Below are 12,620 nucleotides of genomic sequence, written 5' to 3' on the forward strand. Positions count from 1 at the left end.
GCACAAATCAGTTGGCCCACGTTCTCACGCGTGATTCGAGCGACGAGCGGCCCGGACTCACGACGCCGCGAGCCGATCCGTGTCACCCGCGTCGTCTCGCTCGCCGGCGAGCGTCGGCGTCTCGGGCGCGACGTCCGCGAGTCGCATCGCGTTGCCGGTGACGCCGAGACTCATCCCCATGTCGCCGACGACGACGGCGTGGATGACCGACACGAGGCCGAGCGGCGCACCGATCGCGAGCACGGCCTTGACCGCGAGCGACGACCAGACGTTCTGTCTGATGACGCGGCTCGTCCGGCGCGAGAGGTCGACGAGGTACGGCACCCGGTGGAGGTCGTCGCTCATGAGCGCGACGTCGGCGGTCTCGATGGCCGTGTCGGTGCCCGCAGCGCCCATCGCCACGCCGACCGCGGCCGTCGCGAGCGCGGGGGCGTCGTTGACGCCGTCGCCGATCATCGCGACCGGGCCGTGGTCGGCCGCCAGCCGGGAGAGGACGTCGACCTTCTCGTCCGGGAGCAGGTCGGCGTGGACCTCGTCGACACCGACCTCCTCGCCGATGACGCGGGCCGTCCGCTCGTTGTCCCCGGTGAGCATCGCGGTCCGGACGCCGAACTCGCGGAGCCGGTCGACCGTCCAGCGAGCCTCGGGCCGGACGGTGTCGGCGACGGCGACGACGCCCTCTAGTTCCGACTCGGTTCCGACGAGGACGACCGAGGCGCCCCGGTCTTGCAGTCGGGGGATGACCTCGTCGGCGAGGTCGACGTACGCTCCCGCGTCGTGGTCGCAGTCGCGGGTGATCACCCCGCCGTCCGTCCGTGCGTGGAGGTCCGAGTCGGGGTCGAGGTGGGCGTGGCCGAGGTCGAACCCGAGATCGGCGAACAGGCCCGGCTTCCCCGCGTAGTGGGTGACGCCGTCGAGATCGGCCCGTACCCCTTTTCCCGGGATCGACTCGAAGGCGGTGATCTCGCGATCGTCGACGCCCCGCTCGTCCGCGTGAGCGACGACCGCCGCGGCGATGGGGTGTTCGCTCCGCGACTCGAGCGCTCGCGCACAGGCGAGGAGGTCGGACTCGGTGGTCTCGCCCAGTGGCACCACGTCGACGACACTCAGTTCGCCCGTGGTGAGCGTCCCGGTCTTGTCGAACGCCACGACGTCGACATCGGCCATCGCCTCCAGGCGATCGCCGCCCTTGACCAGGACGCCGTTGCGCGCGGCGCTCGTCACGGCCGAGACGATCGACACGGGGGTCGAGATCACGAACGCACAGGGGCAGGCGACGACGAGGAGGGTGAGCCCGCGCACGAACCACGTCTCGAACGCCGCCCCGAGCAACAGCGGCGGGCCGAACGCGGTGAGCAGCGCGCCGACGACGATGACGGGTGTGTAGTAGCGCGCGAACCGATCGATGAACTGTTCGTGGTCGGTCCGGGTCTCCTCGGCGTCGGTGACGAGGTCGACGACGCGGGCGAGCGTCGACTCGCTCGCGGGTGCCGTCGTCTCCACCTCGAGGTAGCCCTCCGCGACGATGCTTCCCGCGTACACCTCCGCGCCGACTGATTTGTCGACGGGGACGGACTCGCCCGTGATGGGTGACTCGTCGACCGCACTCTCCCCCTCGACGACGCGGCCGTCGACCGGCACGTTTTCGCCCGGGCGGACGACGACGACCTCTCCCACCGCGACGTCGTCGGCCGGGACGACCCGTTCCTCGCCGTCGCGCACGACCGTGGCGGTGTCCGGCGAGAGGTCGACGAGTTCCTGCACCGACGAACGTGCCCGGTCCATCGAGAACCGTTCCAGCAGTTCGGCGACCGAGTAGAGCACGGCGAGCGTCGCCGCCTCGAACGGGAGGTCGACCGCGAGCGCCGCGAGGACGCCGATGCCCATGAGGAGGTCGACGTCGAGCGAGCGGTTGCGCGCCGAGTAGTAGCCGTTTTTGACGATCGGCCGCCCGGCGACGACGGCCGCGAGCACGAGCGCCAGCCACGCGACGGTGATCTCGCGCCCGACGACCGTCGCGAGGAGCGGGTCGACCGCCGGGACGGCGAACTCCAACAGCCCGCCGGCGAGGAGGAACACCGCCCCGACACCGGTCGCCAGCGCGCGGCGTGACCGCCAGATCTCACGGGTCGATGCCGTTTCGTCGCCCGACTCGACGTGGTAGCCCGCCCCCTCGACGGCGGCGACGACGTCGCCCCGCGACGCCCGTCCGGCGTCGACCGTGACGATGAGCGTCCCGGTCGTGGGTCGGGGGTCGACCGACGTGACGCCGTCGACGTCCGCGAGCGCGCGTTCGACTTTCCCGGCGCAGGAGGGGCAGTCCATCTCCGGCACCGAGAGCGTGAGTCGCTCGTCGGTCTCGACGGGGTAGCCGGCGCCCTCGACGGCCGCGCGGATCGCCGCCGGTGTTGTCTCGTCGGCGTCGTAGGCGACGACGAGCGTCCCCGACGTCGGCCGCGGCGAGACGCGCTCGACACCCCCGACGTCCGCGAGCGCGTGTTCGACCTTGCCGGCGCAGGAGGGACAGTCCATCTCCGGCACCGAGAGCGTGAGTTCGGTCCCGTCGTTGTCGTCTCTCGCCCCGTCCCGTGTCGAAGCGGTCGCTTCCGCACCCGTCGTTCCTCCCGACCGGCCGTCGGCGTGGGGAGACTCGCGGTCCCCGACTGCCGTGGCGTCACCGTCGCCGACGGAACACCCGTCGGCGCAGTCACAGCCACCGCCGGCCTCGGGTGGCTCGTCTCGCTTCATATCGTCCCGTAGCGGTCGACCAGTTATTAAATCACCTATCATCCGTTCCGTTCTTGATAGGGATGATTAACAACTGAACTCCGTTCAGTTAACAACGAGCGCGAGACGGTCGCCGTGCTCGGCGACGTGAGTGGCTGAGAGGAGTAAGCCCCCTTCTGTTCGTCCCGGCATTCGGCTGAGCGTCCGCGTCCTCCCCGGACGTCGTCCGGGGGCACGGCGGGGAGTGCCCGACCGTGCTGTCCGGACTACCTTGGCGGCGCGGACTTGCACCGGCGAGGATTCGCCGTTCCATCCGTTCTCGACCCGGGGCTCACGGGCGACGCCCGTTCGCCGTCGGGGTACCAGCGGCACCCCGCATCCCTCGGTGGGTTAACTCCCCTTCCTCGCGGTCGGGTTCGCACACCTCATCGGTCGGGTCGAGGGGTCTCGTTTCTGTTCCAGAGCCAGCCGTCTCCGACTCCGGGCTTGCGCCCGGTCGCCTGTCCGGACGGTGGGGGGACTTTCCTCATGGCCGCCTGTGCGGCCACGGGAGCCGGGCTCTCTCTGCCACTATAGACTACTCCCGGTCGGCGGTTAAGCCGTTCGATGTCACGGACGCGCGACGGCGACGAGGCTCGGTACGGCCGCCCGAGGCTGAAATAAACCCTCACGATTCTTCTTGTGTGAAAGGAAGGGTTCAAGTCGACAGCCGCCCTCTTCGAGGGTATGTCGGAGGCGCAGACCGTTCGCCTGACCTACGAGGATGGGGCGCGTGCGGTCGAACTGGCCCGTGAATCCGTCGAATCGTACGTTTTACACGGCCAACGAGAGCAGCCGGGCAGTATGCGCGACGCCTTCTACGCGCGCACCGGTGCCTTCGTTCGCCTGCAGTCGACCCGTGGCCGCGGTCGACTCCGCGGGTGTGCCGGCGCGTATCGGGGCAAAGACCAGCTGGGTCACGCCATCGTCGACGCGGCCATCCAAGCGGCGTCGGGCGACTCCTGCGGCTCGGAGATCGAACCGCAGGAACTCCCGCACCTGAACATCTCGGTCTGCATCGTCTGTAACCACCTTCTCACCAACGACCCACTCGCCGACCTCGAGCTCGGCCGCCACGGCGTCGCCGTCGACAGCAAGGGCAAACACGGCTGGCTCTACCCCACGATCCCCGTCGAGAACGACTGGTCGAAAGAGGAGTACCTCACCCGGGTCTGCCGCAAGGCCAAGCTCTCCCCGTTCGCCTGGCAGACCGACGACGCGATGGTGACGCTGTTCGAGGGGCAGGTCTTCCGCGAGCGCAACGACGGTGGCAGCGTCGAAGAACTCTCGCTGTAACCCGACCTGTTTACTGCGTCGGGCACACTCGCTCCGCTCGCGCACCGTCCCTCGCACAATGCTCTGTTAGAGCCGTCTTCGGTCTGGTTCTCCGGTCGCGTTCGTCGTGTGTCGAGCACGAGTCCCCTCGCCTCGAACAGTGGGAGATCACCGCCGGTCTCAAACGACAGGGGATCACCACCGGTACACCAACGCACGCGAGCTGTCGTCTCCCACGAGGACGTGCCAAACAGTCATTACGCGAGTCGAACGAGAGTAGGTATGAAGATATTCGAGACGCAGCTCCCGGGCGTCGGTCGGCGATACCAGGTGTCTTTCTCGGACGGCGGAACACTCACGATCCTCGTTCACAACGATGGACGGCGAAACGTGTACTGGCGGGACGACCCCGACGAGGACAGCGAGGAACTGTTCGTGACGACGGAGCGCGAGGCGGAGAAACTCGCGGAGATCTTCGACGGGACCTTTTTCGAGCCTGTCGGTGACGACCTCGGTGAGGTACTCTCGGACGCCCGTCTCAAATGGGTGTCTCTCCCCGGGGAATCCCCTATCGTCGGTCGAACGATCGGTGACGTCGGTGTTCGGACGCGGACGGGGGTTTCGATTCTCGCTGTCGAGCGAGACAAACGAACGATCGCAAATCCAACCCCGGGGACGGAGTTACTCGCGGACGACGTCCTCGTCGTGGTCGGAAGCGAGGAAGCACACGACGCGTTCGACGAACTCCTCGCGCCCTGACACCTCTCACGGTGACGTTCGTTCACTGCTCCCCTCCAACGGCACCGGAACATAATTCATCATAGTCCGTCTATCGACGCCGTACGTGTGGCCACTCCGAATCTCGTCCTCACTGCCGGGCTCTTTCTGACGGTCCTCGCCGTCGGTGGACTGGCCGCCCGGCGCGTTGGCCAGTCGGTGATTCCGGCGTACATCCTCGTTGGCAGTCTCCTCGGCCCCTTCGCACCGACGGTTGGTGGGGTCTCGCTCACGCTCGTCGAGTCACCGGCGTTCGTTCGGTTGCTTGCGGATCTGGGAGTCGTGCTGCTGCTGTTCTTCGTCGGCCTCGAACTGAGCCTGACATCGTTAGTTCAGAAACGGGCACGATTCGTTCGTGCGGGTGCAATCGACATCGGAGTCAGCCTCCCGCTGGGCATCCTCGTCGGTCTTCTCTTCGGTTTCACGCTCCTCGAGGCGTTGTTCGTCGGCCTCATCGTGTTCAATTCCTCGACGGTCATCATCGCCAAGTCGCTCATCGACCTGGAGTGGATTGCCAACCGCGAGAGCGAGGCGATTCTGGGTGTCATTGTCATCGAGGACATCGTCACGGCCGCCATCTTCGCGGTCCTGTCGGCGGTCGTCCTTGGTGCGACCGACGTCACCACACTTGGAGCAACACTCGGGCAGGCAGCGGTGGTCCTCCTCCTGCTCGGGCTGGTCGCCTACTACGGCGAGGAGTGGGTCGACCGGGCTTTCGACATCCGGTCGAGCGAACTGTTCCTCCTCGGCGTGCTCGGTGCGACCACACTCGTCGCCGGGATCGGGCTGGCTGCCGGCGTCAGCGACGCGATAGTCGCGTTCGTCGTCGGAGCGTCGTTCGGCCAGACCAGCCACGTCGCCCGCATCGAGAGCCTGCTGGCCCCGACCCGCGACCTCTTCGCGGCGGTGTTCTTCTTCGTCATCGGTCTCCAGACGAACCCCCGAGTGGTCACCTCGGTCGCCGGGGCCGTCGCCGTCGCGGTCGTCGTCACGCTACTCGGTCAGGTCGTCAGCGGGTTTTTCGCCGGACGCAGCTATGGGCTCTCTGTCGAGCAGGCATCACGGATGGCGAGTGCACTCACCCCTCGTGGTGAGTTCTCGCTAGTGATCGCGGCGTTCCTCGTGACGGCAGGCACCACCGACACCCTCCGGGAGACGATCCCCGCGTTCACCGTCGGCTACGTCCTCCTGACGAGCGTCCTCGGGACGGTTCTCATGCGGAACACCCACCTCATCGAACGGGTTGCAAACAGATACACCAACGGCTGAGTGGGGAGCAGGACTTCGGAAAAACGACCCGTCTCGATTCGATTGACTAAACGTCTCCCAGCGGAACCGTCGACTCCTCGCTGGTGTGGTGTTCCCAACTCTTCACTCCTCGCTGGCGTGGTGTTCCCAACTCCTCACTCCTCGCCGTACCCACACAGTGCCGCGTCGGCCTCGGCCCGTGACACTGCCGCGTCGAGAGTCAGGTCGACCCCGTCGACGAGTTCACCGTCTCGAACCAGCGGCTCCAACAGCGCCTCACCGTCTTCGGGTTCGGGGTCGTCCCGCCGGCGAACCTCGTGTCCGCCCTCTCGGGTCCGGTACACCTCCTTCACGCCGCCGAGCTTTCCGCGCTTGGCGCCCGCGACGCCCTCCACCTCGACGATGTCGAGCGCGAAGTCGACCGGATCCGCGTTCGAGACGTATCCACCGACGCCGAAGCCGTCGGCGACGTCGCGGAGGGCGCGGAGGTCGGCGGGGACGAGGCCGCCGCTGGCGAATATCTCGACGTCCTCGTACCCCTCGCTGTCGAGCGCCCACCGCACCTCCCGGAGGATGTGCCGGAAGTCGCCCCGTCTCGAACTCGTCGTGTCGAGTCGGACGCTGTCGAGGCGGTCCATCGCCTGCGCCGCTCGCAACACCTCGTCCACCTCGTCGCTGTAGGTGTCGCAGAGCGCGACCCGCGGGACCTCGGGCGCGACGGTCTCGTCGAACGCGCGCCACGCCGACTCCTGTTCGCCGGGACCGAAACAGATCACGAGCGCGTGGGGCATCGTCCCCGACGCCTCCCGCCCGAGGATCTCGCCGGCGGCCACGTGCGAGAAGCCGTCGAGACCGGCGACGAGGGCGCTCCGCTCGACCATCGCCGCGATCGAGGGGTGGACGTGTCGCGCCCCGAACGAGAGCACGAGCGAGTCGGGTGCGGCGGTGCGAACGTCGAGCGCGGCGGTGGCGACGCCACTGGCGTGGCTCAGAAAGCCCAGGAGCGCGGTCTCGTACTGGGCGAAGTCGAGGTAGTTGCCCGCGATCCGCATCACCGGACCGCCGTCGAACAGCCGTCCCTCGGGGATCGCGTCGACGTCGACCGGGAGCCCACGGAGCAGGTGCGCTGCGTCCTTCACGCCCGCGAGGAGTTCGTACCCTCCGCCCGAGAACTGATCCGCGGTGACCTCCGTGACCACGTGCGGGTTGCGACCGGCCGCTTCGAGCGTCTCCTCTGTGCGCTCGAAGTAGGCGTCCGTCGCTCTCCCCTCGGCGATGGCGTCGGGGGTCACGATGTCGAAGTCGGTCATACACCCGGTTGCGAGCGGGGCGTGAAAAGTTCACTCGTTCGGTCCACGGGTTCGAAGAGGAATCGTCTTCGATGCGGGCGCTGGCTGGCCGGTCTCTCCCGCGCGGCCGCTCCGGACAGAGCGAGGTCGAGTCGAAGTGAGGTGGAGTCGAGACGACGCCGGACGTGACTGGTACTGAACGTTTCGGTCGGCGAGTGTGGGTTCGTGGGATGCGATCGCGCGGGGGTTCCGTCAGTGCCGACCGTCGCCCACCATGCCGGGGGAAGACGCCGATCGGGGTCAGTTCGGTTCCCGCCTCTCACGGGCCACTACTCGCGGACGTCCAGGGCTCCCTCCTCGGCGGTCCGGGCGTCACGCCACCACACTAACTCGAACTCGATACTCTGTTTCGCTTCGGTGTCCCCGTCGGACCAGTCCGACTCCCCCTCCAGTTTGAACGTGATCGGGTCGGACGGGTTCAGCCGCACGTCTGTCCCCCCGAGCTCGAGCGTCACGTCGCCGCCCTGATCGAGCTGGTCGGCCAGGCCTCGAAGGTAGTCGGCAACCTCTGCCCGCGTCTTCTGCGCTTCGGTTTCGAGTTCTCCCATACGACCCGACTCTCCCCGACGAGCCATAAACCGCGCCCGAGGTTCTCGCGGAGCGGTAACCGTCCCGACAGTCCCGCCGTCCGGCGTGGCAAGCAGGTCCGTGCTGACTGCGACGACCGACGGACGCTACACACTGGCGTGGTTACCACCGTCTCCGAGTCACGTATTTCACGCCGGGCGAGTGAATAAGAAGACGGTTCAGCGTGGCCGAACGTCGTCGAGGTCCTCGACCGTCGGCGCGTTGACGATCACGACGCGCGTGCCCGAGCGGGTGACGCGGAACGCGTCGGCGTACGGCCCCTCGGAGACGACCCACACGTCGTCGGCTTCCTCGGTCGCTCCCTGCGCGCGGAGGATCGCACGGTACGCCTGCAGGAACTCGCTGGCGTCACGGTCCGTGTCCCACTCCGTCACCCAGACGTAGCCGTACTCCGCCGACTGGCCCGATCCCTTGTGGTACGGGAACACCCGGTCGTTACCCCACCCGGCCGACGGGTCGGCGGCGTAGTTGTACGTGTCGTAGTCGCTGTCGGTCTCGAACAGCCCACGCGGGTCGAGTGTGTCGGCGCTCGAGTCGCGTGCCTGCGTCCAGAACATCGCGAAGATCGACGCCTCCCCGACCGTATCGGAGCCGTCCTCGCCCTGGTCGGGGTAGAGCGCCCACCCGTTCCGGCTCCGGTCTCTGAACTCGATGGGGACCGGCTCCTCGTCGGTGACGTGGATCACCTGTTCGGTCGTCGTGGGCGGCGCGTCGAACTCGTCGTTGACGGCCTCCCAGCCGCCCTGGTTCTTGAGCGTGGAGACGTACACCGGACCGTCGGAGTACGGCTGGAACACGGTAAGGAGGATGCCGAGATTCGGCGGTGGCCCACTCGACCCGCTCTGCTGGGAGGGCGTCGGCACGCACTCCCACTCGCCGCTCGCACACCGGCGGACGTACTGGTCCTCGACGAAGTTGGCGTCGCCCTCGATCAGCCCGTCGACGGCGAGGTCGTGGTCCTGGGTTCCGCCGCGGTACCGCTCCTCCGTGAGGTCGAACCGCTGGTCCTGGGCCGCGTGGACCAGCTCGTGGATGAGCGTCGTGTTCCGGAGGACCGGCGACTCCGGGTTCTCCGTGATGATCTTGATCTCGTCGTCACCGGGCGCGTAGAACCCGACGACCGAACTGCCCTGCGTGTTCGACAGCTCCTGCTGGACGTTCGCGTCCTCGCCCACGATGAACAGCGCCTCCCACACCTGGTTGTTCCAGGCGGCGAAGTCGTCCTCGGCGGGCGTCGGGACGTCGCTCGATCCGTTGCGGTACTCCGATCGGGCGATGACTTCGACGGGGACCTCGGACCGGAACTCGATCCCGCGGATGACCTCCACGCGGGCCATCGACCGACCGACGAACGCGTCGAGTTCCGCGTCGGAGAGCCCGTCGGACTGGTCGACGTCGATCGACTCGTTGTACCAGTAGCCCGCCTCCCAGCCGAGTCTGTCACTGGTGGGGTCGGCGAAGTCGAACGACCCGTCGCCGGTCGCCGTGTCGCCGGTCGACCCGTCCCCACCGTCCGCCGCGTTCCCGTCGGCGGCGACTGGTGGGGAGTCCGCGAAGGGGGCCGCACAGCCGGCGAGAACCACGAGTGCGACGACGAGGAGGGTCGACAGACGGAGCCGTCTCATACCCGGTCCACGGGTTCGACGCTCAAGAACCTTGTCAGCGGACTGGCCGACGACCGTGCGTGACGCGCTGGGACACGAGCGAGTCGGTTCTCGATCCTCAGTACCACCCCGCCCGCCACCCCGTCGCTCCCCTGAACGGCCCCGTCGCCGCGCCTTTACTCTCGACGCTCCTACAGGTGTGTATGCCCGACAGCTTCGACCCATCCCGGACGGCAGTCGTCGTCGTCGACATGCAGAACGGCTTCTGTCACCCCGACGGGAGCCTCTACGCGCCGCCGAGCGCCGACGCCGTCGCCCCGGTGACAGACCTCGTCTCCCGCGCCCGCGACGCCGGCGCTCGCGTCGTCTACACGCGCGACGTCCACCCGCCCGAACAGTTCGAGGACACCCACTACTACGACGAGTTCACGCGCTGGGGCGAACACGTCGTCGAGGGGACGTGGGAGGCCGACCTGGTCGACGACCTCGACGTGCGAGACGAGGACCTCGTCGTCGTGAAACACACCTACGACGCCTTCCACGAGACGCAACTGGAGGGGTGGCTCCGTGCGCACGGCGTCGACGACCTGCTGCTCTGTGGGACGCTCGCGAACGTCTGCGTCCTGCACACGGCGGGGAGCGCCGGCCTCCGCGACTTCAAACCCGTGCTCGTGACCGACGCGCTCGGCTACATCGAAGCCGACCACAGGGAGTACGCGGTCGACCACGCCGACTGGCTGTTCGGCGAGACGACGACCCTCGACGACGTGCGGTTCGGCTGAGGTCCCCCCTCGACTACTCGTCGCGGTCGCTGTCGCTCGCGACGTCTCTGAACAGCCGGTAGGCCACCTGCCCGGTCGCCACCGGATGCCGGTCCTCGCCGTCGGGGGTCGGTCCCTCGACGGTCACTGCCGAGACGCCGATGGTTCCCCCGGCGCGGACGACCTCCGCCGTCGCCGTCAGGTCGCCCGACGCCCGCCGGAGGTAGTTCACGTTGAGGTTCACCGTCGCGAGACCCCCGGCGAGCGGGTCGTCGAACATCGTCCGCTGGGCGACCGCGCCGGCCGTGTCGACGAGCGTCGCCGCGACGCCGCCGTGGACCTGCGGTGCCGAGCCGAGTTCGGGCTCGTCGTTGGTCAGCTTCTCGTCGAAGGGGATGGACATGGTGACGTGACCGTAGTCGACCGAGTCCACCCGCGTGCCGAGCCACGAGAGGTAGCCGTGTTCCTGTTCGATGTGCTGCTGGACGAACGCCGCGGCGTCGTCCGGGAACTCGGTGGTGCCATCCTCACTCATACACCCGTTGGTGGCGGCGGAGCGTATGTAGCCACCGGTGAAGCCTCGCCGTGATTCGGTTACAGTTCGCCGCGTTCGTGCCGGTGTATCGGCCGACGAGAACGTACGGGAAACCGACCGCTCGATAGGGTTATTCTCGCTGCCATCCAACTGAGGTGTCGAATATGAGTGACGACTACGACGACTACGACGACTACGACGACGTATCGGACGACTACGACGACTACGACGACGTATCGGACGACTTTGAGGTCGCCGAGGGAGCTGATCCCAATGACATGTCACTCGTAGAATCAGATCCTGACGACCCGGACCCGAACGCCGTTCGCCATCCGAAGTTCGGAGGCGGGTACTACGTGACGCTCCCGAACGGTTCGACGGGATACCGCTGGTCGAACGGCGACGTGACCAACCAGAACGGAGATATCGTCGACTACCAACCGTAGGACGGGCATGGGCGCGGGAGTGGAGAGTTACAATCGTCGTTGGAATAGATTAGGCGTTTCCACGACGAGACTGTCGCGTCGACCGAGAGATTCGCTGGCGCCCCCCTGCTCTCTTCGCGGTCGAAAGAGCGTTTTGAAGCTGGTCGATGACCGGTTTGTTCGCCTTCATCGAACCGATGGTCTCTCCAACCGAAAAGTACCACTTCTTCCCGAACTCGCCGGTAACCGTGATACTGGACTTCCGTTCTTTTCGATAGATGTTCGAGAGTATCGGTGTCCAGACGATCGAGTTCAGCGAGTCTTTGCGGCTCCACGGTAGCTCCTCCGGGGAGACGGACCGAACCCGCTCAAGTGGCATCTCCAACCAGTTGTCTTCGGATTCGTACAGGAACAGGAGGCGGTGAGTGGTGACGACCAGCGTACCGGGTTGCCAGCCTTTCGTCTGTTCGTCGTCATTGTGAGCGTGTGATTTGAGCTCGGTCGCCCAGACGACGTCCTCCTCGGGCAAAGCGGTGAGACTCCGTTCTCCATCGTGTAGATTCCGCCAATTGAGTGGCGTACGTTCGGAAGACGAGACGAACGACAACTTGACCGTACCGTCCTGCGGCGTAGGGAGACACAGTATCCGCCCCTCCGTAACCAGCTCTCGGTCCGGAGTTCGGTGGAACTCCTGTGCGACGGCAACCGTGTCCTCGAACCGCTCTACTAACAGCCGTACGACCGAATCAGGTGGGATCAGTCCCCGCAACAAGTCGTTGAAGTCCTTCCTGAGTTCCAGCGCACTGACGCTTGGAACCGAAATAAAGTACCTAGTCGAGCTCCCGTCCTCAGTCAGATAGTTTATGCTAGTGAGTCGGTCCTCGGTGGCCCGCGTATCCTGTCTGTACTCGAAGTCCCGGTCGATCCAGACGGATCGTAGGTGAGAGAATGGTATGTAGCGCTCTTCCTCCTCTCGCAGTCGCTCTTCGAGAGGGAGGAAGTGCAGGCCCTCGGGCGTGGCAACGAACAACGTATCTATGACGTGTGTCTCCCAGTGAGCCATGAGGAACTCTCGTTCACGAGGAGTTTGCAGGTCGAAGACGTAGTCCATTCGCTCATGCGTCAACGTGTGGCGGAATTCATCCTCTCGCTTCGTCGAGTCGATCGTTAGCTCCTCCAGTATCCCAGAACGCATACTAAAAGGAGGACGCCGTAGATATTAAATTGATATCATATATTATATCAGACAGGAACTCCCGAACTACCACGGAAGAGTTCAATGCAGATGCCGT

The 12,620-nt window shown here is 66.4% G+C and carries 11 protein-coding genes and 1 other RNA gene; 5 read left to right on the plus strand and 7 right to left on the minus strand.

Going from position 1 to position 12,620, the window contains the following annotated elements:
• Positions 1 to 57: 57 nt before the first annotated feature.
• Together FZP69_RS02440 and rnpB are read right to left on the minus strand one after the other, a co-directional pair.
• Positions 58 to 2,748, minus strand: a complete 2,691-nt coding sequence (locus FZP69_RS02440; protein ID WP_152039797.1) for a heavy metal translocating P-type ATPase — start codon at positions 2,746 to 2,748, stop codon at positions 58 to 60.
• Positions 2,749 to 2,880: 132 nt separating this feature from the next.
• Positions 2,881 to 3,296, minus strand: an RNA gene (rnpB, locus tag FZP69_RS02445) — RNase P RNA component.
• Between the two features lie 157 nt (positions 3,297 to 3,453).
• Between rnpB and FZP69_RS02450 the strand changes: the two genes are divergently transcribed.
• The 3 genes from FZP69_RS02450 to FZP69_RS02460 all read left to right on the plus strand — a co-directional run bounded on the left by FZP69_RS02450 (position 3,454) and on the right by FZP69_RS02460 (position 6,087).
• Positions 3,454 to 4,062 carry a TIGR00296 family protein gene (locus FZP69_RS02450; RefSeq protein ID WP_152039798.1) on the plus strand — a complete coding sequence of 203 codons (609 nt, stop codon included), beginning with the start codon at positions 3,454 to 3,456 and terminating at the stop codon, positions 4,060 to 4,062.
• 261 nt (positions 4,063 to 4,323) lie between these two features.
• Complete coding sequence (locus FZP69_RS02455) at positions 4,324 to 4,800, plus strand: cation:proton antiporter regulatory subunit (RefSeq protein ID WP_152039799.1); 477 nt, start codon at positions 4,324 to 4,326, stop codon at positions 4,798 to 4,800.
• Positions 4,801 to 4,887: 87 nt separating this feature from the next.
• Complete coding sequence (locus tag FZP69_RS02460) at positions 4,888 to 6,087, plus strand: cation:proton antiporter (RefSeq protein WP_192918432.1); 1,200 nt, start codon at positions 4,888 to 4,890, stop codon at positions 6,085 to 6,087.
• Between the two features lie 134 nt (positions 6,088 to 6,221).
• On the opposite strand, the gene FZP69_RS02465 is transcribed toward FZP69_RS02460, so the two are convergent.
• The 3 genes from FZP69_RS02465 to FZP69_RS02475 all read right to left on the minus strand — a co-directional run bounded on the left by FZP69_RS02465 (position 6,222) and on the right by FZP69_RS02475 (position 9,628).
• A complete protein-coding gene (locus FZP69_RS02465) occupies positions 6,222 to 7,376 on the minus strand; it encodes a nicotinate phosphoribosyltransferase (RefSeq protein ID WP_152039801.1) in 1,155 nt (384 codons plus the stop codon).
• A 308-nt stretch (positions 7,377 to 7,684) separates the two neighbouring features.
• Positions 7,685 to 7,963 carry an amphi-Trp domain-containing protein gene (locus FZP69_RS02470; protein ID WP_152039802.1) on the minus strand — a complete coding sequence of 93 codons (279 nt, stop codon included), beginning with the start codon at positions 7,961 to 7,963 and terminating at the stop codon, positions 7,685 to 7,687.
• A gap of 198 nt (positions 7,964 to 8,161) precedes the next feature.
• Positions 8,162 to 9,628, minus strand: a complete 1,467-nt coding sequence (locus FZP69_RS02475; RefSeq protein WP_152039803.1) for an Hvo_1808 family surface protein — start codon at positions 9,626 to 9,628, stop codon at positions 8,162 to 8,164.
• Between the two features lie 182 nt (positions 9,629 to 9,810).
• Between FZP69_RS02475 and FZP69_RS02480 the strand changes: the two genes are divergently transcribed.
• Positions 9,811 to 10,389, plus strand: coding sequence for a cysteine hydrolase family protein (locus FZP69_RS02480; RefSeq protein ID WP_152041485.1), 579 nt, complete (start codon positions 9,811 to 9,813; stop codon positions 10,387 to 10,389).
• A 13-nt stretch (positions 10,390 to 10,402) separates the two neighbouring features.
• Here FZP69_RS02480 and FZP69_RS02485 read toward each other — a convergent pair whose 3' ends face one another.
• Positions 10,403 to 10,903, minus strand: a complete 501-nt coding sequence (locus FZP69_RS02485; RefSeq protein WP_152039804.1) for a PaaI family thioesterase — start codon at positions 10,901 to 10,903, stop codon at positions 10,403 to 10,405.
• Between the two features lie 164 nt (positions 10,904 to 11,067).
• Between FZP69_RS02485 and FZP69_RS22310 the strand changes: the two genes are divergently transcribed.
• Positions 11,068 to 11,349 (plus strand): hypothetical protein, encoded by a 282-nt coding sequence (locus tag FZP69_RS22310; protein WP_192918433.1) that lies wholly within the window; start codon positions 11,068 to 11,070, stop codon positions 11,347 to 11,349.
• A gap of 49 nt (positions 11,350 to 11,398) precedes the next feature.
• Here FZP69_RS22310 and FZP69_RS02495 read toward each other — a convergent pair whose 3' ends face one another.
• On the minus strand, positions 11,399 to 12,439 hold the full coding sequence (locus FZP69_RS02495; protein ID WP_152039805.1) for a hypothetical protein: 1,041 nt from the start codon (positions 12,437 to 12,439) through the stop codon (positions 11,399 to 11,401).
• Positions 12,440 to 12,620 lie beyond the last annotated feature (181 nt).

This window comes from Salinigranum salinum (assembly GCF_009176545.1).
GTDB lineage: Archaea > Halobacteriota > Halobacteria > Halobacteriales > Haloferacaceae > Salinigranum > Salinigranum salinum.

Excerpts from the sequence above, each read along its gene's own strand:
- FZP69_RS02440 (WP_152039797.1), bottom strand. The coding sequence starts at position 2,748 with ATGAAGCGAGACGAGCCACCCGAGGCCGGCGGTGGCTGTGACTGCGCC.
- FZP69_RS02450 (WP_152039798.1), top strand. The coding sequence starts at position 3,454 with ATGTCGGAGGCGCAGACCGTTCGCCTGACCTACGAGGATGGGGCGCGT.
- FZP69_RS02455 (WP_152039799.1), top strand. The coding sequence starts at position 4,324 with ATGAAGATATTCGAGACGCAGCTCCCGGGCGTCGGTCGGCGATACCAG.
- FZP69_RS02465 (WP_152039801.1), bottom strand. The coding sequence starts at position 7,376 with ATGACCGACTTCGACATCGTGACCCCCGACGCCATCGCCGAGGGGAGA.
- FZP69_RS02470 (WP_152039802.1), bottom strand. The coding sequence starts at position 7,963 with ATGGGAGAACTCGAAACCGAAGCGCAGAAGACGCGGGCAGAGGTTGCC.
- FZP69_RS02475 (WP_152039803.1), bottom strand. The coding sequence starts at position 9,628 with ATGAGACGGCTCCGTCTGTCGACCCTCCTCGTCGTCGCACTCGTGGTT.
- FZP69_RS02480 (WP_152041485.1), top strand. The coding sequence starts at position 9,811 with ATGCCCGACAGCTTCGACCCATCCCGGACGGCAGTCGTCGTCGTCGAC.
- FZP69_RS02485 (WP_152039804.1), bottom strand. The coding sequence starts at position 10,903 with ATGAGTGAGGATGGCACCACCGAGTTCCCGGACGACGCCGCGGCGTTC.
- FZP69_RS22310 (WP_192918433.1), top strand. The coding sequence starts at position 11,068 with ATGAGTGACGACTACGACGACTACGACGACTACGACGACGTATCGGAC.
- FZP69_RS02495 (WP_152039805.1), bottom strand. The coding sequence starts at position 12,439 with ATGGACTACGTCTTCGACCTGCAAACTCCTCGTGAACGAGAGTTCCTC.